15 protein-coding genes are annotated in these 18,227 nt (G+C 72.7%); 9 read left to right on the top strand and 6 right to left on the bottom strand.

Annotation, left to right across the window (positions count from 1 at the left end; genetic code table 11):
• The first annotated feature begins 3 nt into the window (after positions 1–3).
• The 3 genes from otsB to otsA are packed head-to-tail and all read left to right on the top strand — an operon-like array spanning position 4 to position 3,967.
• The gene (gene otsB / locus WQ56_RS10485) at positions 4–813 is read left to right on the top strand and encodes a trehalose-phosphatase (RefSeq protein ID WP_047137058.1); all 810 of its coding nucleotides are present in this window, start codon (positions 4–6) and stop codon (positions 811–813) included.
• The gene (locus WQ56_RS10480) at positions 810–2,600 is read left to right on the top strand and encodes a glycoside hydrolase family 15 protein (RefSeq protein WP_047137057.1); all 1,791 of its coding nucleotides are present in this window, start codon (positions 810–812) and stop codon (positions 2,598–2,600) included. Before otsB ends, WQ56_RS10480 begins: the two co-directional genes overlap by 4 nt.
• Positions 2,597–3,967 carry an alpha,alpha-trehalose-phosphate synthase (UDP-forming) gene (gene otsA, locus WQ56_RS10475; RefSeq protein ID WP_047137056.1) on the top strand — a complete coding sequence of 457 codons (1,371 nt, stop codon included), beginning with the start codon at positions 2,597–2,599 and terminating at the stop codon, positions 3,965–3,967. The genes WQ56_RS10480 and otsA overlap by 4 nt, the downstream gene beginning before the upstream one ends.
• A 6-nt stretch (positions 3,968–3,973) precedes the next feature.
• Here otsA and gloA read toward each other — a convergent pair whose 3' ends face one another.
• From gloA to WQ56_RS10455, 4 genes are all read right to left on the bottom strand, one after another.
• Positions 3,974–4,507, bottom strand: coding sequence for a lactoylglutathione lyase (gene gloA / locus WQ56_RS10470; protein ID WP_047137055.1), 534 nt, complete (start codon positions 4,505–4,507; stop codon positions 3,974–3,976).
• A gap of 116 nt (positions 4,508–4,623) precedes the next feature.
• Complete coding sequence (locus WQ56_RS10465) at positions 4,624–5,178, bottom strand: DUF4166 domain-containing protein (RefSeq protein WP_047137054.1); 555 nt, start codon at positions 5,176–5,178, stop codon at positions 4,624–4,626.
• Positions 5,179–5,233: 55 nt separating this feature from the next.
• Positions 5,234–6,844 carry a hypothetical protein gene (locus WQ56_RS10460; protein WP_047137053.1) on the bottom strand — a complete coding sequence of 537 codons (1,611 nt, stop codon included), beginning with the start codon at positions 6,842–6,844 and terminating at the stop codon, positions 5,234–5,236.
• A gap of 11 nt (positions 6,845–6,855) precedes the next feature.
• The gene (locus WQ56_RS10455) at positions 6,856–7,335 is read right to left on the bottom strand and encodes a DUF3574 domain-containing protein (protein ID WP_047137104.1); all 480 of its coding nucleotides are present in this window, start codon (positions 7,333–7,335) and stop codon (positions 6,856–6,858) included.
• 242 nt (positions 7,336–7,577) lie between these two features.
• Here WQ56_RS10455 and WQ56_RS10450 point away from each other — a divergent pair, with 242 nt between their 5' ends.
• Entirely contained in the window at positions 7,578–10,022 is a 2,445-nt protein-coding gene (locus WQ56_RS10450) for a TonB-dependent receptor (protein WP_047137052.1), read from the top strand.
• Positions 10,023–10,213: 191 nt separating this feature from the next.
• On the opposite strand, the gene pgeF is transcribed toward WQ56_RS10450, so the two are convergent.
• A complete protein-coding gene (gene pgeF / locus WQ56_RS10445) occupies positions 10,214–10,990 on the bottom strand; it encodes a peptidoglycan editing factor PgeF (RefSeq protein ID WP_047137051.1) in 777 nt (258 codons plus the stop codon).
• On the bottom strand, positions 10,987–11,976 hold the full coding sequence (rluD, locus tag WQ56_RS10440) for a 23S rRNA pseudouridine(1911/1915/1917) synthase RluD (RefSeq protein ID WP_047137050.1): 990 nt from the start codon (positions 11,974–11,976) through the stop codon (positions 10,987–10,989). Before rluD ends, pgeF begins: the two co-directional genes overlap by 4 nt.
• Before the next feature lie 89 nt (positions 11,977–12,065).
• On the opposite strand from rluD, the gene WQ56_RS10435 reads away from it, so the two are divergent.
• From WQ56_RS10435 to WQ56_RS10415, 5 genes are all read left to right on the top strand, one after another.
• The gene (locus WQ56_RS10435) at positions 12,066–12,923 is read left to right on the top strand and encodes an outer membrane protein assembly factor BamD (RefSeq protein WP_047137049.1); all 858 of its coding nucleotides are present in this window, start codon (positions 12,066–12,068) and stop codon (positions 12,921–12,923) included.
• Between the two features lie 65 nt (positions 12,924–12,988).
• Positions 12,989–13,915, top strand: a complete 927-nt coding sequence (locus tag WQ56_RS10430) for a lauroyl acyltransferase (RefSeq protein ID WP_047137048.1) — start codon at positions 12,989–12,991, stop codon at positions 13,913–13,915.
• A complete protein-coding gene (locus tag WQ56_RS10425) occupies positions 13,912–14,469 on the top strand; it encodes a PH domain-containing protein (RefSeq protein ID WP_052772961.1) in 558 nt (185 codons plus the stop codon). Before WQ56_RS10430 ends, WQ56_RS10425 begins: the two co-directional genes overlap by 4 nt.
• Positions 14,456–16,006 (top strand): PH domain-containing protein, encoded by a 1,551-nt coding sequence (locus WQ56_RS10420; protein ID WP_047137047.1) that lies wholly within the window; start codon positions 14,456–14,458, stop codon positions 16,004–16,006. Before WQ56_RS10425 ends, WQ56_RS10420 begins: the two co-directional genes overlap by 14 nt.
• 127 nt (positions 16,007–16,133) lie before the next feature.
• Entirely contained in the window at positions 16,134–18,227 is a 2,094-nt protein-coding gene (locus WQ56_RS10415; protein ID WP_231583400.1) for a TonB-dependent receptor, read from the top strand.

The raw sequence follows: 18,227 nt of genomic DNA, 5'->3' as shown, positions 1-18,227 counted from the left end.
GCGATGCGCCAATCACCGGAAGCCTCCGCGCCCCCGCCCGATTCCCCCGCCCCGCTCCGCGGGCCGCCCCCGCCACCGGCCGACGACTGGGCCCTGTTCCTCGACGTCGACGGCTGCCTGCTGCCGTTCGCCGAACGTCCCGATGCGGTGTCCGTTCCCCCCGCCCTGCTCGCGCGCCTGGAGGCGCTGCGCACCTCGCTGGACGGCGCGCTCGCGCTGGTCAGCGGCCGCAGCCTCGCGACGCTCGACCAGTTGTTCGCGCCCGAGACGTTCACCGCGGCCGGCCTGCACGGTGTCGAGCGGCGGCGCGCCGACGGCGCCGCGCACGGCGCGCTGCCGCCGGCCGCGCTGGCGGCGATCCGCGACGAGGCCGTCGTCGTCGCGCGCCGCTATCCCGGTGCCGTCGTCGAGGACAAGGGCGCGGCGCTCGGACTGCACTGGCGCGGCGCCCCGCAGGCCGAGGTCGCGCTGCGCGCCTTCGCCCAGGCGATGCTGCCGCGGCTGCCGGGCTACCAGCTCCAGCCCGGCGACCACGTCGTCGAGCTGCGCCCGCAGCACGCCGACAAGGGCAGCGCGATCCTCGCCTTCCTCGACGAGCCGCCATTCGCCGGACGCCGCCCGGTGTTCGCCGGCGACGATCTGACCGACGAGACCGGCTTCGCCGCGGTCAACGCGCGCGGCGGCATCAGCGTGCTGGTCGGCGATCGCACCGCCTCGGCCGCGCGCTTCGCCGTCGCCGACCCGGCCCAGGTCCACCGCTGGCTCGGCGTGCCCGCCCCCCTTCCCACCCCGCCCCCGGAGATCGCCCGATGACGCCAGCCGACGCTTCCACCCTCGACCTGGGCCTCGTCGGCAACGGCAGCTTCGGCGCGCTGTTCGACGCGAAGGCGCGGTTGGTCTGGTCGTGCCTGCCGGCGTTCGACGGCGATCCCGCCTTCTGCGCGCTGCTGTCGCCCAAGACGGGCCACGGCGACTGGTCGATCGAGCTCGACGACTTCGAACGCAGCGAACAGCGCTATATCGAGAACACCGCGATCCTGCGCACCGTGCTGCACGACCGCCATGGCGCATCGATCGAGATCGTCGACTTCGCGCCGCGCTGGCGCCAGCACGGGCGGTTCTACCGCCCGGTCATGCTCGCGCGCCGGATCCGCCTGCTGTCGGGCAGCCCGCGCATCCGCGTGCTGCTGCGCCCGCTCGCCGACTGGGGCGCGCGGACGCCCGAGAGCACCTGGGGCAGCAACCACCAGCGCTTCGTGCTGACGGATTTCGCCTTGCGCGCGACGACCGACATGCCGATCCGGCTGCTGCGCGAGGGCCTGCCGTTCGTGCTCGACCGCGACCTGCACTTCGTGCTCGGTCCCGACGAGACGCTGACCCAGCCGATCGTCGAGTTCGTGCGCGACGCCCTGCACCGCACCACCGACTACTGGCGCGAATGGGTGCGTTATCTGTCGATCCCGCTCGATTTCCAGGAGGCGGTGATCCGCAGCGCAATCACGCTCAAGCTGTGCCAGTACGAGGACAGCGGCGGCATCATCGCCGCGATGACGACCTCGATCCCCGAGGCCCCGGGCACCGCGCGCAACTGGGACTACCGCTACTGCTGGCTGCGCGACGCGGCGTTCGTCGTGCGCACGCTCAACCGGCTGGGCGCGACGCGCACGATGGAGGAGTACATCCGCTACATCTTCAACCTGGCGGTCAGCGACGACGGCGACATGCAGCCGGTCTACGGCATCGACTACGCGCACGAGCTGACCGAAGAGGAGATGCCGGCATTGGCCGGCTACCGCGGCATGGGCCCGGTGCGTCGCGGCAACCTGGCCTACGTGCAGCGCCAGCACGACACCTACGGCAGCGTGGTGCTGGCCTCGGCCCAGCTGTTCTTCGACCGCCGCCTGGAGCATCCGGGCGATGCCGCGACGTTCGCCAAGCTCGAGCCGCTCGGCGACCTGGCATGGAAGCTCTACGACCAGCCCGACGCGGGCCTGTGGGAGTTCCGCGGCAAGGCGCACGTGCACACCTATTCCAGCGTGATGTGCTGGGCGGCCTGCGACCGGCTGGCGCGGATCGCGGTGCAGCTGGGCCTGGAGGCGCGCGCCACGCACTGGCGCAAGCGCGCCGATACGATGCGCGCGCGGATCCTGGCCGAGGCCTGGAACGCCGAGCTCGGTCACTTCGCCGACGCGTTCGGTGGCGACCGGCTCGACGCCTCGCTGCTGCTGCTCGCCGACCTGGGCTTCGTGACGCCCGAGGACCCGCGCTTCGTCGGCACCGTCGACGCGATCGGTCAGACCCTGCGCCACGGCGACGGGCTGTTCCGCTATGTCGTGCCCGACGACTTCGGCGCGCCGGAGACCAGCTTCACGATCTGCACGTTCTGGTACATCGATGCGCTCGCCTCGATCGGCCGCCACCACGAGGCGCGCGCGTTGTTCGAGACGATGCTCGCGCGGCGCAACCATCTCGGCCTGCTGTCGGAGGACATGTCGTTCGAGGACGGCGAGGCCTGGGGCAACTTCCCGCAGACCTATTCGCACGTCGGCCTGATCATGGCGGCGATGCGGCTCTCGCGCTCCTGGCAGGAGGCGGCATGAGCCGCCTGGTCGTCGTCTCCAACCGGGTCGCGCTGCCGGATTCGGACCAGAACGGCGGCCTGGCGACCGCGCTCGACGCCGCGCTCAAGGAGACCGGCGGCCTGTGGTTCGGCTGGAGCGGCAAGGTCGCACGCGCGCACTCGGGCGAGATGCACCGCACCACGCACGAGAACATCGACTACCTGACGATCGACCTGTCGCGCGAGGACTACGAGGGCTACTACAACGGCTTCTCCAACCGCACGCTGTGGCCGCTGCTGCACTTCCGCCTGGACCTGGTCGACTACAACGCGCTGACCCAGGCCGCCTACCGCGGCGTCAACGCGCTGTTCGCCGAGAAGCTGGCCAAGGAGATCCGCGACGAGGACATCGTCTGGGTGCACGACTACCACCTCCTGCCGCTGGCGCAGGAGCTGCGGCGACGCGGCGTGCGCGCGCGCATCGGCTTCTTCCTGCACGTGCCGTTCCCGTCGGCCGACATCGTCGCCGGCCTGCCGCACCACGAGAAGACCTTCGGCGCGCTGGCGGCCTACGACCTGGTCGGCTTCCAGACCGAGCGCGACCTCGAGCGTTTCCAGGACTACATCCGCCTGTTCCGTGGCGGCAGCGTGCCCGGGCGCGGCACGCTGCGCGACCACGACGGGCGCAGCTTCCAGGCCGAGGCGTTCCCGATCGGCATCGACGCCACGGCGATCGCGACGCTGGCGGCCAATTCCGCGCGCAACGCGGCCGTGCGGCGGATGCAGGCCAGCCTGACCGGCCGCGCACTGGCGATCGGCGTCGACCGGCTCGACTACTCCAAGGGCCTGCCCGAGCGCTTCCGCGCGTTCGAACGCGTCCTCGACAAGCACACCGACCTGCGCGGCCAGTTGACCTACCTGCAGATCGCGCCGGTCTCGCGCGGCGGCGTCGCGAGCTACCGCGCGCTGCGCCGCGAGCTCGAGCAGTACGCCGGCCACATCAACGGCGCCCATGCCGACCCCGACTGGACGCCGGTGCGCTACGTCAACCGCACCTATCCGCATGCGACGCTGGCCGGCTTCTACCGGCTGGCACGCATCGGCCTGGTCACGCCGCTGCGCGACGGCATGAACCTGGTCGCCAAGGAGTACGTGGCCTCGCAGGATCCCGACGATCCGGGCGCGCTGGTGCTGTCGATCTTCGCCGGCGCGGCGCGCGAGCTTGACGGTGCACTGCTGATCAACCCCTTCGACAGCGACGGCGTCGCCGATGCGATCGCCGCCGCACTGAAGATGCCGCAGGACGAGCGCCGGGAGCGCTGGCAGTCGATGATGCAACGCATCTCCAGCTACGACATCCACGCCTGGCGGCGCGATTTCCTCGGCCGGCTCGGGCAGACCCGCTAGGCCGGGTCAGAGCGGTGCGGGCTGGATGATCTCGACCCAGTAGCCGTCGGGATCCTTGATGAAGGCGATCGACTTCATGCTGCCGTCGCTCAGCCGCTTCTGGAACGGCACGTCCAGCGCCTCGAAGCGCGCGCAGGCCGCGCGGATGTCGGGCACGCTGACGCAGATGTGGCCGAAGCCGCGCGGGTCACTGTTGCCGTCGTGATAGACCGGGCCGTCCTGCGCCTCGGTGCCGTGGTTGTGGGTCAGCTCGAGCACGCCGCGCTGCTGCGCCAGCCACTGGCGGCGCGCCTCGTCGTCGTCGGGGATGGCGCCGGCGTCGTCGACCAGCACCAGGAAGTACAGCGAGAACTTCGCCTCCGGGAAGTCGACCTTGCGCGCCAGCGTGAAGCCCAGCACGCGGGTGTAGAAGTCCAGCGACGCGGCCGGGTCCTTGACCCGCAGCATCGTGTGGTTGAAGACGAACTCGCGCGTGGCGGCATCGCGTGCGGGGGCGACACCGGGGACATCGGCGAACGGGGCGCGGGTCTGTGCGGACATGGCACGGCTCCGGGAAGGCAGGGGGAGCGGCATTATCGACGATCGGGGCGTCCATCGTCCCCGATCGGGCCCGCAACGGTGCGTTCGTGCCGGCCTGCGCGCGTCGCGTCGCGCGCTCAGTCCTGCCGGTTCGCCGGGTGCAGCCAGCCGTGCGCGCGGAACACCGGGCCGACCAGCGGCAGCGCCGCCTCGACTTCGAACGCGCAGCGTCCGTCGACCTCGCGCTCGTTGCCGCGCACCTCCGACAGCAGCCGTGCCGGCAGCGGCAGCACGCCGAACGCGCGCGCGCCAACGACGTTCCAGTAGAGCGTCCCGTCGTGGTGGTGCAGCACGCAGCGCAACTGCAGCGCACCGCGGCGCAGCCGCAGTTGGCCATCGCGGTGCCACAGCCGCCAGCGCGCTTGCACGATCCTCGGCGGCGCGCCCAGCCGGCGGACCCAGATTTCCCCGCGCGGACCGGTCGTGCAGTCGAGCGACAACGCCGCGTCCGTCGCCGCGGCCGGCACACCGGCCAGGCGCGCGCATGCCCGCGCGGCGAGCCCGCCGCTGCGCTCGATCGTCATCGCGCCGGCATGGCGCGCCTGCCCGCGCACGCCGTGCAGCACGCGCAGAGTCTCGGGCAGCCGGAAGAAGGCGGCGCCGAGCAGGGTCTGGAACAGCGTCGGCGCCATCTCGGGTCTCGGGTGGATCGGGCGGCGCAGGATAGCGCCTGCGCACCGCGTGCGATCAGGCCGGATCGATCGTCGCCGGCCGTCGCTGCAGGCCCAGCAGCCCGACCACGACCGCCAGCACCGCGTACGCGGCCGCGAACTGGAACGCGATCGCCTGGCGCAGGCCCTCCAGCTGCCAGGGCAACACCAGCGCGCCGGTCGGGTGCACCGAGTGGATCACGCCGAACAGCGTCGCGACCGCAGCCGCCAGCAGCGTTGCCACGGCGGCGCCCGGGCGCCGGTCGACCAGCGCGACCAGCGCCGTCGCCCACAGCATCGCGGTGATGATGAAGCCGTTGCCGAGCACGACGATCGTCGCCATCTCCGGCAGGCCGTGGCCGGCGTCGACCTGCGCGTACAGCGCGGCCATGCGCCCCGGCTCGATCCACGCCGGATTGCCGAACTTGATGTTGAACAGATAGGCGACGGCCGGCAGGAACGCCAGCGACACCGCGATCGCGTGCTCGCGTCGCGTGCTGTGGAAGGCCTGCACCGTGATGCCGATGCCGACGAACACGATGATCGGGGCCAGCACTGCGACCGGCAGCCACTGCACCAGGCCCGACACCAGGCCCAGCATGCCGCCCAGGCCGACGAACAGGCCGGTCAGCAGCGTGTAGCCGCTGCGCGCGCCCATCTGCTTGTAGGCCGGCTGGCCGATGTAGGGCGTGGTCTGCGCGACCCCGCCGCAGACCCCGGCCACCAGCGTCGACACCGCCTCGACCAGCAGCACGTCGCGCGTGCGGTAGTCGTCGCCGGCCGCGCGTGCGCTCTCGCTGACGTTGATGCCGCCCACCACCATCAGCAGGCCGAACGGCAGCAGTAGCGACAGGTAGGGCAGCGTCGCCGGCAGCCCGTCGACAAAGCCCAGGTTCGGCCACGGCCATGCCGGTGCGGGCCAGGCGACGTCGGGCAAAGCGAAGCCCGGCGACAGGCCGGCCAGCCCCAGACCGTAGTAGAGCGCCAGACCCACCAGCAGCGCGAACGGCACGCCGGGCAGGCGCAGCGGGACCGGCCCGCGCGCGACCAGCACGTACAGCAGCAGCCCGAGCGTGACGAAGCCGGCGACCGGCGCGCGCAGGGTCTCGATCAGCGGCAGGAAGCCGAGCAGCATCAGCGCCGCGCCGCCGATCGAGCCGAGCAGCGCCGCGCGCGGCACGACGCGGGTGATCCAGTCGCCGGCGAACGACAGCACGAGCTTGAGCGCGCCCATCACCACCAGCGACGCCATGCCGAGCTGCCAGGTCGCGATGCCGGCGGCGTCCGCATCCAGGCCCTGCCGGCCGAACGCGAGGAACGCCGGGCCCAGCACCAGCAGCGCCATGCCGATACTCGTCGGCGCGTCCAGGCCCAGCGGCATCGCGGTCACGTCGTCTCTCCCGGTGCGTCGGGCGAGACGGCGCGCCATCCACGTGTACATCAGGTTGCCGACCAGCACGCCGAGCGCCGTGCCCGGGAACATGCGCCCGAACACGATGTCGGCCGGCATGCCGAAGATCCCGACCAGCGCCGCGGCGATGAAGCCCAGGATCGACAGGTTGTCGACGACGAGGCCGAAGAACCCGTTGACGTCGCCGGGGACGAACCAGCGCGCGCCGCGCTGCGCGGCGCCGGGCATCGAGGCCATCGTCGCGCCCCTCAGAACGACACGTCGGCGTGCAGCTGCGAACGCAGCACCGACAGGTGGCCGGTCTCGCGCTTCCACGCCAGCCGGATCGCCTCGATCGACGCCGCGGCTTCGGGCGTGTCGGCATGCAGCACCACCAACTCCTTGGAGCGCAACCGGCTGGGGGTGTCGCTGCCCGGCGGCAGCCACTGGCCGTAAACGTCGACGACGCTCAGGCCGGCGGGAAACCGCGGCGAGACCTCGCGATCGAGGAAATCGAGCCAGCGGCGCTCGGCGGCGGCCGCTTCGTCGGCATCGGCGTCCCAGCGCCCGGTGGCGAAGTACAGCTCGGTGCGCAGCCAGCCGCGGCCGTCCGCCGGCCGCGTCGCATCGCCCTGGTAGGCGGCGGTCGCGACCTGCAGCGGCGCGCCGGCGGGCACGGGCGCGCTCGCACAGGCACCCAGCGACAGTGCGACGAGGATCAGGAGGACGGTGCGCAACGGAGACGGCATGGCGATCGGGGTCGAGGAAGGGAAGAGCGCCATCCTAGGCACCGGCGCGCCCGCGATTGTTGCGGCGCCGCAACACTGTATCGCTTTATGCCGATGGACGCATGGACCGGCGAGCGGGCCTAATGCGACCCTGGCCGTCGCTGCACGCACGGTCACCGGCACCGGGCGTCGCGCGCGTCCCCTCTCCCCGCCCGCGACGGTTCCCGGTGCCACTCCCTTTCCCGTCCCCGCCAGGAGCCCGCATGCGCCGTCCGTTCTTCCGTCGTCCTCCCGCCCCGCTGGCCCTCGCGATCGCGTGCGCGATCTGCATGCCGGCCGCCGCGCAGACGACCGACGCCGACGGAGCCACGCGGCTCGACGCGGTCATCGTCACCGGCACCCGCGCCGCCGACCGCACGGTGCTCGAATCGACCTCGCCGATCGACGTGCTCGATGCCGAGGACCTGCGCCGGGCGGGCGTGGCCGGCGGCGAGCTGGGCAGTGCGCTGCAGACGCTGCTGCCGTCGTTCAACTTCCCGCGCCAGTCCAACTCCGGCGGCGCCGACCACGTGCGCGCCGCGCAGCTGCGCGGCCTCTCGCCCGACCAGGTGCTGGTGCTGATCAACGGCAAGCGCCGGCACACCTCGGCGCTGGTGAGCACCGGTTCGAAGATCGGCCGCGGCACCACGCCGGTGGATTTCAACGCGATCCCGGTCTCGGCGATCGCGCGCATCGAGGTGCTGCGCGACGGCGCCGGCGCGCAGTACGGCTCGGACGCGGTCGCCGGCGTGGTCAACGTGATCCTCGACGACGCGGCCGACGGCGGTGCGTTCGAGGCCAGCTACGGCCTGCACCACACCGACTTGGCGCCGATCGGGCGCACGCTCACCGACGGCCAGACCAGCTTCGCCAGCGCCAAGGTCGGCACCGCGCTCGGCGACGAGGGCTTCCTGCGCGTGGGCCTGGAGGCCCGCAACCGCGAGGCCACCAACCGCGCGGGCTTCGACCAGGTGCCGCCGTGGGACCGGACCGACGCCAACCTCGCGGTGCAGGGCCGGCGCAACTACCATTTGGGCGACGGCGAGTCGCAGGACCTCAACGGCTGGTTCAACACCGAAGTGCCGGTCGGCGAGACGGCGACGCTGTACGGCTTCGGCACCTACCACCAGCGCGACACCGAGGGCGCGAACTACTACCGCTATCCCGACGGCGAGGCGAACTGGCCGCAGGTCTACCCCGACGGCTTCCGGCCGGTCTCGATCGGCGAGAACCTCGACGTCGGCGCGGTCGCGGGCGTGCGCGGGCAGTGGGGCGAGTGGAACGTCGACGCCAGCCTCAACCACGGCCGCAACGAATTCACCTTCCGGCTGCGCGACTCGATCAACGCCTCGCTCGGCCCCGGCAGCCCGACGCGCTTCCGCACCGGCGACTACGCATTCTCGCAGAGCCTGCTCAACCTCGACCTGAGCCGCGGCTTCGAGACGTTCACCGACTACCACACCGTCGCCGCGGGCCTGGAACTGCGCACCGAGCGCTACGAGACCGGCGCCGGCGACCCGGCGAGCTATGCGGTCGGTCCCTACACCGACCGACCGGCCGGGTCGCAGGCGGGCGGCGGGCTGACGCCGCAGGACGAGGCCGACCTCGACCGCGACGTCGCCAGCCTCTACGCCAGCCTGGCCAGCAGCTTCGGCGAGCGCCTGGTGACCGATGTCGCGGTGCGCTACGAGGACTACGATGACTTCGGCGGCGAACTGACCGGGCGGCTTGCCGCGCGCTACGAGTTCGCGCCGGCGTTCGCGCTGCGCGGCGCGCTGTCGAACAATTTCCGCGCGCCGGCGCTGGCGCAGACCGGCTACGAGTCCACCAGCACCGGCTACAGCGCCGCCGGCCAGATCGTGCAGGGCCGGCTGCTGTCGGTGAACAACCCGATCGCGCGCGCGCTGGGCGCGACCGACCTGTCGCCGGAGAAGTCGATCAACGCCAGCCTGGGCTTCACCAGCCGCATCGGCCGGCGCTTCGACGTGGCGCTGGACCTGTTCCAGATCGAGATCGACGACCGCATCGCGCTGTCGGAGGCGATCACCGGCGATGCGCTGACTGCGTTCGTCGACGCCAACTTCGACGTCGCGCGGATCGAGAGCGCGCAGTTCTTCGTCAATGCCGCCGACACCCGCACCCGCGGCGCCGAACTTGTCGCCAACTGGCGCGATGCGCTCGCCGGCGGCCAACTGCACCTGACCGGCGCCTGGAGCTACGCCAAGACCGAGCTGCGCAACGTCGTCGCCACGCCGCAGCAGCTCGCCGCGCTGGACCCGGACTACGTGCTGTTCGGCGTCGAGGAGCGCAACACGCTGACCGACGCCGCGCCGCGCACCCGCGGCCAGTTCACCGCGACCTGGCGCGACGACCGCTGGCACCTGCTCGCGCGCGTGCAGCGCCACGGCAGCGCGAAGCGGGTGTTCAATTTTGGCGGCGGCTATGAGCCCGAGCAGGTCTACGGCGCGGAATGGCAGCTCGACGCCGAGGTCGAGCTGCGCCTGGCCCAGCGCTGGACGCTGGCGGTGGGCGGCCAGAACATCACCGACGAGTACCCGGACCTGTCGAACGAGGACATCTTCTACTTCGGCAACCTGCCCTACGACGTGCTCTCGCCGATCGGCAGCAACGGCGCCTACTGGTACACCCGGGTCCGCTACACGTTCTGAAGGCGCGTCCCGCGGCATCCGCACGCGATGGACTGGCATGTGCCTGATTCCTTGCTGGCGCGTGCCTGATCCTGCTGGCGCGCGTCCGACCTCCTGTAGGAGCGCGCTTGCGCGCGATCGGGCGTCGCCGGGACAGCGTCATCGCGCGCAAGCGCGCTCCTACAGGGGACTGCGTCCTTCAGGGATCCAGCTCACGCGTGCGCCATCCACGCCAGCGTCGCGATCCGGCCGCTGCGGCCGTCGCGGCGATGCGAGAAGAACGCGTCGGATTCGGCGATCGTGTCGCGGTCGCCGCCGTGGATCGCGTCGCTGCGGATCCCCACCGCCTCGAGACGCCGACGCGCGAGCGCGTAGAGATCCACGCGCCAGTGATCGGCTCGCGTGGCGACGAAGGCGGCATCGGCGCCCGGATCGGTGGCCGTGAATGCCTCGCGCACCTCCGCGCCGATCTCGTAGGACGCAGGTCCAGCCGCAGGCCCGAGCCAGACCCGCAGCCGCGATGAGGAGGTCCGCATCGCCGCGACCGTCGCTTCGAGCACGCCCGCGGCCAGGCCGCGCCAGCCCGCGTGCGCGGCCGCGATCTCGCCGCCGTCGTCGGCGGCGAACACCACCGGCAGGCAGTCGGCGGTCAGGATCGCCAGCACGACGCCGGGCACCGCGGTGACGGCCGCGTCGGCCTCGGGCTCGGCGTCGATCGCCGCGGCGCCCGCGGCCGGCGCGTCGAAGCGCAGCACCGTCGTACCGTGCACCTGCCGCAGCCAGTGCGGCGGCGACGGCAGCGCGAGCAGGCGTGCCAGCGCGTCGCGGTTGCCGGCCACGACCGCCGGGTCGTCGCCCGCTGACGTGCGGTGGTTGCCGAGGTTGAAACTGTCGAACGGCGGCGACGAGGCGCCAGCGCCGTGGCGCAGCGTGGTGCCGGCGCGCACGCCCGGCGGCGCGGGCCAGTCGGCGGGCAGCCAGGCGCTCACCGGCGCGCCAGGTCGCCGTGCTCGGCGGCGTCGGCGCGCAAGGTCTTCAGCAGCGCCTGCATGTCGGCCGGCAGCGGCGCGGTGCAGCGCACCGCCTCGCCGGTCGCCGGGTGGCGGAACGCCAGCGTCTCGGCGTGCAGGGCCTGGCGGCGGAAGCCGCGCAGCATCGCGGCGGCCTCCTCCGATGCGCCCTTGGGCAGCTTCAGCGCGCCGCCGTACAGCGGGTCGCCGAGGATCGGATGGCGCAGATGCGCCATGTGTACGCGGATCTGGTGCGTGCGGCCGGTCTCGAGCCGGCATTCGAGCGCGGTGTGCGCGCGGAAGCGCTCGCGCAGCCGGTAATGGGTGACCGCCTCGCGGCCGTCCTCGCGCACGCCCATGCGCAGGCGGTCGCGCGGGTGCCGGTCGATCGGCGCATCGGCCGTGCCGCCCGAGACCAGCGCACCGACCACGACCGCCAGGTACTGGCGGTGCACGTCGCGCGCCGAGAGCTGCTCGACCAGCGCGTTGTGGGCCTCGAGCGTGCGCGCCACGACCATGACCCCCGAGGTGTCCTTGTCGAGCCGGTGGACGATGCCCGCGCGCGGCAGCGCGACCAGCGACGGATCGCGGAACAGCAGCGCGTTGACCAGGGTCCCGTCCGGGTTGCCGGCGCCCGGGTGCACGACCAGGCCGGCCGGCTTGTCGATCACGAAGACCTGGTCGTCCTCGTACAGCACCGACAGCGGAATGTCCTGCGGCAGCGCCTCGGTCTGTGCGTCGAGCACGACGTTCAGGCGGACGGTCTCGCCGCCGACGACCGGGTCGCGCGGGCGCGGCACGGCGCCGTCGAGCAGCACGTCGCCGGCCTTGATCCAGGCGGTCAGCCGGGAGCGCGAGAACTGCGGGAACAGCTCGGCCAGGACCGCGTCGAAACGGCGTCCCGCGGCGGCGTCGGGCACCGTGGCGGTGCGCTGGTCGGAAGGGTCGCTGGGGGCTGGCTGCATTTGGACGGCTCGGATTCAGGCGTGGGCGGCGGGCCCGGGGCCCGGACTGTTATTATCCGCCGTTCGTGCCCCGACCGCTCACCGCCTCCATGACCCCACGCCTTGCATCGACGACCCGCGCCCTGGTGTGCCTGCTGCTGGCCGCGCTGGTCGCCACCGGCTGTTCCCGCGGCAACACCAAGGACGACGAGAACGAGGGCGTGCCGGTCACCGAGCTCTACGACAAGGGCCATGCGTCGATGCGCATGGGCAACTGGAGCAACGCGGCGACGACGTTCCGCCGCTTGGTCGCCCAGTACCCGTACGGCCCGCACACCGAGCAGGCGCTGATCGAGATCGCCTACGCGCAGTACAAGATGGGCAACAACGAAGAGGCGATCTCGAGCATCGACCGCTTCATCCGCACCTATCCCACGCACCGCAACATCGCCTACATGTACTACCTGCGCGGCCTGGTGAATTCCAGCCGCGACACGGTGTTCCTGCAGCGCGTGTGGAGCCTGGACAGCAGCCGGCGCGACCTGGCCTCGCCCAACCAGGCCTACGCCGACTTCAACACCGTCACCGAGCGCTTCCCCAACAGCCGCTACGCCGCCGACGCGCGCCAGCGCATGGTCGCGCTGCGCAACATGTTCGCGCGCCACGAGATCGAGACCGCGCTGTACTACCTGCGCCGCGGCGCGTACGTCGCCGCGACCGAGCGCGCGACCTACCTGCTGGAGACCTATCCGCAGAGCGAGTACCAGAACGACGCCGTCGCGGTGCTCGCGCTCGCCTACGAGGGGCTCGGCAACGAGGCGCTGGCCGCCGACGCGCGCCGGGTCCTGGAGCGCAACGAGCCCGACCACGCCTATCTGACCGGGTCCTGGCCGAACGAGCCCTGGCGCATCCGCCGCCTCAACCCGTTCGCGACCGAGCGCACCGCGATCGACAGCGACCGCGACTGACGACATCCAACGCCGCCCTCCGGGCGGCGTTCTTCGTTCGGGGCCCGGGCGCTTAAACTCCCCGCATGCCCGTCTTCCTCGCCCGCCTGCTGTACCTGCTCGCCACGCTCGTCGGCCTGCTGCCGTCGGCCGTGCAGCGCGCGATCGCCACCGCCGCCGCCGCGCTCGGCCGCGCCGCCGGCAGCCGCGAGAGCCGCGTGACGCTGCGCAACCTCGAACTGGCCTATCCCGAGCTGTCGCCCGACGAACGCGAGGCGCTGCGGCGCGCGGTGCTGCGCACGACGGCGCTGCAGACGCTCGAGACGCTGCGGCTGTGGACCCGCCGCCCGGCGCGCAACCTGCGCGCGATCCGCGAACAGCACGGCGTCGGGCTGTTCGACGCGGAACTCGCGTCGGGCAAGGGCCTGATCGTCGTCGCACCGCACTACGGCAACTGGGAGCTGCTCAACCAGTGGCTGGCCGCGCGCACGCCGATCTCGATCCTCTACCGAGCGCCCGACTCGGCGGTCGGCGAGGCGTTCCTGCGACTGGTCCGCGCGCGCGCCGGCGACGGCGACCGCGTGCGCCAGGTCCGCGCCGAGGGCCCGGCGGTGCGCCAGCTGTGGAAGACCCTGCGCGACGGCGGCGTGACCGGCATCCTGCCCGACCAGCAGCCCAAGGCCGGCGACGGCGAGTTCGCGCCGTTCTTCGGCCTGCCGGCGCTGACGATGACGCTGGTGCCGCGGCTGGCCGAACGCACCGGCGCGACCGTGCTCTACGCCTACTGCGAGCGCATCGGCGACGGTCCGGGCTTCGCGCTGCGGATCGAACCGGCACCCGACGGCATCGCCGATGCCGACGTGCTGCACGCCACCGCCGTGCTCAATGCCGGTGTCGAGCACATCGCCCGCCGCGACCCCGCGCAGTACCAGTGGACCTACAAGCGCTACAAGGCGCGGCCGTCCGGCTCGGGCGACGACAATCCCTACCTCGACCTGGAGCGTCGCCGATGACCGCGCCGAACGACGGCCGAGACGACGCGGCGGCGCAGCCGGTGGCCGAGACCGGGGGCATGCCCGCCGTCGAGACCGACGTCTGGCAGCCGCTTCCGGTCGCCGCGCGCACGCTGTCGACGATCACCGCGCTGGTCGGCACGCTGCTGCCGCTGTCGGTCGCGCTGGTGCCGGCCCTGATCGCGTTCGGCCGCTCGCCCGCCTCGCTGGCCGCGCATGCCGCCGCGCTGGTGCTGCTGCCGGCCTGGACGGTGTGGATCGCGCGGCGGCGCTGGCTGCGCACGCGCTGGCGGCTCGACGACGACGGCCTGGGCATCCGCCGCGGTCACCTGTGGCGCAGCGACGTGCGCGTGCCGGGCACCCGCGTGCAGCACCTGGACATCCGCCGCGGGCCGCTGGAGCGCGCGTTCGGGCTGTCGACGCTGACCGTGCACACCGCCGGCACCCGCAACAGCGCGGTGGCGCTGTCGGGCCTCGAGCACGCCCAGGCCGAGCGCCTGCGCGACGCGCTGGCCGCGCGCGCGGCGCGCGACGACGACCATGACGACGGCTGAGCCGCCGCCGCTGCCGCCGGCGGCGGGCACGGACGCGGGCGACGCCGAGCGTCGGCTGCATCCGGCCTCGTGGCTGTTCGTGCTGTTGCAGAACCTGCGCCAGTTCATCGTGCCGCTGGTCGTGCTGCTGGTCGCCGGCCGGCGCGCCGACGACGGCCCCGCCTGGCTGCCGCTGATCGGCGTCGGGGCGCTGGTCGCGGTGTCGGTGTGGCAGTACCTGACGTTCCGCTACCGCATCGCCGACGACCGCCTGGTGGTGCGCAGCGGCCTGCTCGAGCGCAGCGTGCGCCAGATCCCGTACTCGCGCATCCACAACGTCGCGATCCACCAGTCGCTGCTGCATCGCCTGGTCGGCGTGGCCGAGGTCCGGCTCGAGTCGGCCGGCGGCACCCGCCCCGAAGCGCAGATGCGCGTGCTGCGCCTGCCCGAGGCGCTGGCGTTGGAGCAGCTGATCCGCGACCGCGGCCGGACCGATGCCGACGCCGGCGCGACGCAGCCGACGCCGGACGCCGCCCCGGGCGACACGCTGCTGGCGCTGTCGACGGCCGAGGTCGTCAAGCTCGGGCTGATCTCCAACCGCGGCATGATCGTCGTCGCCGGCGCGCTGGCACTGGCGTTCCAGGCGCTTCCCGACCGCACCGCCGGCCGTTGGCTCGTCGAGGGCGGGCGCGAGGCGTTCGGCTATGCCAATGCGTTCGCCGCGACCTGGATGGCCAAGGCCCTGGTGGCGGCCGGCGCGGTGGCGCTGGTACTGGTCGCGATCCGCGCATTCTCCGTGCTGCTGGCGCTGGTGCGCTATCACGGCTTCCGGCTGCAGCGGCAGGGCCGCCGGCTGACCGTCGAGCGCGGCCTGCTGAGCCGCTCGCGCAGTTCGGTGCCGCGCCGGCGCATCCAGGCCTGGACGCTGCGCGAGGGCGTGCTGCACCGGCTGTTCGCGCGGCGCACGCTGGAGATCGACACCGCCAGCGCACGCGGCAGCGACGGCCAGGGGCAGCAGGACGGCCGCGGGCTCGATGCGCTGGCGCCGATCGCGACGGCCGCGGCCTGCGACGCGATCGTGCGCGACGTCGCCGCGGTCGCGGCCTGGCCGCCGACGCAGTGGCGGCCGCTGCATCGGCGCGCCTGGCTGCGGCTGGCGCTCGGCGCGTGGCTGCCGACGGCCGCGCTGTGCGTCGTGCTGGGCTGGTTTTTCGGCCGCTGGGGCCTGCTCGGCCTGCTGTGGCTGCCGTGGTCGGCGTTCGTCGCGCACCGCCATGCCGCGCGCGCCGGCTACGCGGTCGACGCGGCGATGGTCGCCGTGCGCGAGGGCTGGTGGCGGCGGCACTGGCGCTTTGCCGAGATCGGCAAGCTGCAGGCGGTGGAACTGCGCCAGTCGCCGCTCGACCGCTGGACCGGGATGGCCTCGCTGTGGCTCGACACCGCCGGCGCGCATCCGCTGGCGCCGCAGCTGCGGTTGCGCTTCGTGCCGCTCGCCGAAGCCGAGCGACTGCACGCGGCGCTGTCGCGCGAGATCGCCCGCCGGCCGCTGCGCTGGTAGCCGTAAGGGCTGGGCGGTTGCGCAAGAAACGAATGAGAATTGATTTCATTTATACTCGTCGGCCGACTTTCGCTTCTGCAGGCCGCCCTTGTCCCCGCGTTCCCCGTTCCGCCCGCTGGCCTGGTGGCTGGCCGTCGCACTCGCCCCGTCCATCGCCTCCGCGGCCGAACCGCCGCAGGCCACCGAGCTCGACGCGGTGCGCGTCGTCGGCCGCGCGCAGGCGCTCTACCGCAGCGACGACGCCGCGGTCGCGACCCGCACCGGCACGCCGCTGTCGCAGGTGCCGGCCTCGGTCCAGGTGCTGCCGCGCGAGCTGATCGACGATCAGGCCGCCTACGAAGTGACCGACCTGTACCGCAGCATCAGCGGCGTGAGCTTCTTCAGCTACGCCGGCGTCACACTGCGCGGATTCCGCCAGGAGAACGTGCTCTACGATGGCCTGCGCGGCGATCCCTACGCCGGCTTCTCGGTGCCGCAGCTGTTCAACATCGAGCGGCTGGAGGTGCTCAAGGGGCCGGCCGGCGCGCTCTACGGCGGCGGCGAGCCCGGCGGGATCATCAACTACGTGACCCGCAAGCCGCAGCGCCGGGCGCTGCGCCGGATCGAACTGGCGGCCGGCAACGCCGCGTTCGCGGCCGGTTCGTTCGAGGCGACCGGCCCGCTGTCGGAGCGCGTGCGCTACCGGGTCGGCGCGCATGCCGACGGCGACGAGGGCGTGCGCTGGAACGCCGACAGCGAGAGCCGGATCGGCGACGCGTCGCTGGCCTTCGACGTCGGCGCCACCGGCGAGCTGACGCTGCAGCTGACCGACATCGAACAGAACCTCGGCGGCAACCGGCTGCGCGGCGTGCCGGTGACCGACGACGGCGTCTTCCTGACCGATCGTCGCTGGAACCACAACGAGGCCACTGATTTCCTCGACATGGACGCGCGCGTGGCGCTGGTGCAGTACCGCGCCTCGCCGTCTGCGGACTGGGACGTGGACCTTTCGGCACGCTGGTTCGAGAACGGCGAGCACCAGATCTACCACGAGCCGATGGGGCTGATCGACCGCGACGGCGACGGCCGCGCCGAATGGATGACCCGGCAGTTGCGCAACCAGATCCGCGACAACGAGGGACTGACCGTCGCCGGCAACGCGGTCTGGCGTTTCTCGACCGGCGCGCTCGGCCACACGCTGCTGTTCGGCGCCGACGGCTACCGCCTGGATGCCGACTTCGCCGCGCAGACCGCCAACAGCGCCGACCTGGCCCGTGGCGCCGGTCCGGTGCCGGGCATCGACCTGCGCGCGCCGGTCTACGGACGCAGCGGGTACTTCGACTACGGACTCGACACCCTGCCCTGGCGCGGCACCCGCACGCGCGGGCTGCGCTACGGCGCCTACGTGCAGGACGAGATCGCGATCACGCCGCGCTGGCAGGTGCTCGCCGGCCTGCGCTGGGACGGCTTCGAGGACGAGGACCGGATCGGCGGCAGCCGGGTCGAGGGCCGCGACCTGAGCTGGCGCCTGGGCAGCACCGTGACGCTGCGCGAGGGCGTCAACGCCTACGCCAACGTCGCCAGCGGCTTCCTGCCGCAGGCCACGGGCAGCCAGGATCCGGCGGCCGGCGGCCCGTTCGACGCCGAGCGCAGCCGGCAGTGGGAGGCCGGACTCAAGACGGCGTTCGCCGATGGCCGCGTCACGCTCGGCACCGCGCTCTACCGCATCGAGCGCAGCAACATCGTGCAGGCCACCGGCGAGGTCGTCGACGGCGTCAACCAGCTCGCGCCGCTGGGCCTGGTGCGCAGCGAGGGCCTGGAGGTCGACCTGCTCGCCGACCTGACCGAGCGCTGGGTGCTCAACGTCGCCTACGCGTACAACGACGCCCGCGTGGTCGACGCCGGCAGCAACGGCATCGTCAACGCCGCCGGCGACCGCTTCGCCAACGCGCCGCGCAACAAGCTCGGGGTGTGGACCCGCTACGACCTGCCCGCCCTGGCCTCGGCGGTCGGCTTCGGCCTGGACCACACCGGCGAGCGCCTGAGCCTGGACGGCCAGCGGGTCAAGCCGTACACGGTGTTCGACCTGAGCTGGCAGACGCACTGGCGACGCTGGAAGTTCCAGGCCAACGTCAAGAACCTGTTCGACAAGGTCTACGCGGCCAGCGGGTTCACCGGGCGCACCGGGCACTTCCCCGGCGAGCCGCGACGGCTGTACCTGCAGGCCGCGTATACGTTCTGA

Source organism: Luteimonas sp. FCS-9 (genome assembly GCF_001014645.1).
Lineage (GTDB): Bacteria > Pseudomonadota > Gammaproteobacteria > Xanthomonadales > Xanthomonadaceae > Luteimonas.
This window is presented reverse-complemented; position numbering and strand designations above follow the sequence as displayed.

Coding starts and splice junctions, on each gene's coding strand:
- otsA (WP_047137056.1), top strand. CDS start 2,597: ATGAGCCGCCTGGTCGTCGTCTCCAACCGGGTCGCGCTGCCGGATTCG.
- WQ56_RS10480 (WP_047137057.1), top strand. CDS start 810: ATGACGCCAGCCGACGCTTCCACCCTCGACCTGGGCCTCGTCGGCAAC.
- WQ56_RS10420 (WP_047137047.1), top strand. CDS start 14,456: ATGACGACGGCTGAGCCGCCGCCGCTGCCGCCGGCGGCGGGCACGGAC.
- WQ56_RS10425 (WP_052772961.1), top strand. CDS start 13,912: ATGACCGCGCCGAACGACGGCCGAGACGACGCGGCGGCGCAGCCGGTG.
- WQ56_RS10455 (WP_047137104.1), bottom strand. CDS start 7,335: ATGCCGTCTCCGTTGCGCACCGTCCTCCTGATCCTCGTCGCACTGTCG.
- WQ56_RS10430 (WP_047137048.1), top strand. CDS start 12,989: ATGCCCGTCTTCCTCGCCCGCCTGCTGTACCTGCTCGCCACGCTCGTC.
- otsB (WP_047137058.1), top strand. CDS start 4: ATGCGCCAATCACCGGAAGCCTCCGCGCCCCCGCCCGATTCCCCCGCC.
- gloA (WP_047137055.1), bottom strand. CDS start 4,507: ATGTCCGCACAGACCCGCGCCCCGTTCGCCGATGTCCCCGGTGTCGCC.
- WQ56_RS10450 (WP_047137052.1), top strand. CDS start 7,578: ATGCGCCGTCCGTTCTTCCGTCGTCCTCCCGCCCCGCTGGCCCTCGCG.
- WQ56_RS10465 (WP_047137054.1), bottom strand. CDS start 5,178: ATGGCGCCGACGCTGTTCCAGACCCTGCTCGGCGCCGCCTTCTTCCGG.
- WQ56_RS10460 (WP_047137053.1), bottom strand. CDS start 6,844: ATGGCCTCGATGCCCGGCGCCGCGCAGCGCGGCGCGCGCTGGTTCGTC.
- WQ56_RS10435 (WP_047137049.1), top strand. CDS start 12,066: ATGACCCCACGCCTTGCATCGACGACCCGCGCCCTGGTGTGCCTGCTG.
- rluD (WP_047137050.1), bottom strand. CDS start 11,976: ATGCAGCCAGCCCCCAGCGACCCTTCCGACCAGCGCACCGCCACGGTG.